This is a genomic window from Virgibacillus carmonensis, assembly GCF_057836705.1.
This window is the reverse complement of the sequence record NZ_JBYQFJ010000087.1, coordinates 1-993: the sequence shown is the minus strand read 5'-3', so window position 1 is coordinate 993 and position 993 is coordinate 1. Positions and strand designations below refer to the sequence as shown.

Genomic DNA, 993 nt, shown 5'->3' with positions numbered 1-993 from the left:
GTCATGAATTCATTGCTCGAATCGTTCAAAAAGGAAGTGCAGTGAATGATTTTGCTGTTGGGGATCGAGTAATCTCGGAACAGATTGTACCATGCTGGGACTGCCGATTCTGTGATAGAGGTCAATATTGGATGTGTGAAAAGCATGATTTATACGGTTTTCAAAACAATGTCAATGGCGGCATGGCTGAATACATGAAATTTACCAAAGAAGCAATTAATTATAAGGTTCCTGAAGACTTGCCGATTGAGAAAGCGATTCTAATTGAACCATATGCCTGCAGTCTTCACGCTGTTCAACGGGCACAGGTTCAAATAGGCGATTTTGTTGTCCTATCCGGAGCTGGAACTTTGGGCTTAGGAATGGTTGGTGCCATCAAGAAGTCGGGTGCTGAAAAAATAATCGTACTGGATTTAAAAGAGGACCGCTTGGAATTGGCAAAGCAATTTGGCGCTGATATTGTTTTAAATCCCGGCGAAGTTGATATAGTTCAGGAAATAAAAGACATGACAGACGGTTATGGTTGCGATGTATATATTGAAGCGACCGGACATCCGAAATCGGTCGAACAAGGGCTTCAAATGATTAGAAAATTGGGGCGGTTTGTGGAGTTTAGTGTCTTTGGGGAACCTGTTTCCGTTGATTGGAGTATTATCAGCGACAGGAAGGAACTGGATTTACTTGGTTCTCATTTAGGTCCATATTGTTATCCGTTAGTTATTGATGGGATTGCCAATGGAACTTTTCCAACAAACAATGTTGTGACACATAAGCTGGATTTAAAAGACTTTGAAGAAGGATTTGAGCTGATGAAAAAAGGTGATAAATCTTTGAAAATAGTTTTACAGCCATAATTACTGTGAAGACGGGAGGGATAGGATGAAGAATCTAGCTGGCAACGATTCTTTCCTTGATAGAATTGGTTTACCATCTCACTTAGTTTGGGGATATTTAGGGGTTTTAATTTTTATGATGGGTGATGGATTGGAGCTT

General features: G+C 40.3%; 1 protein-coding gene. It reads left to right on the top strand.

What is annotated here, in order from left to right:
• Positions 1-854 (top strand): zinc-binding dehydrogenase (locus AC3G7N_RS20610; RefSeq protein WP_489424036.1); only part of this gene is annotated, 854 nt, incomplete at its 5' end.
• Between the last annotated feature and the right edge of the window lie 139 nt (positions 855-993).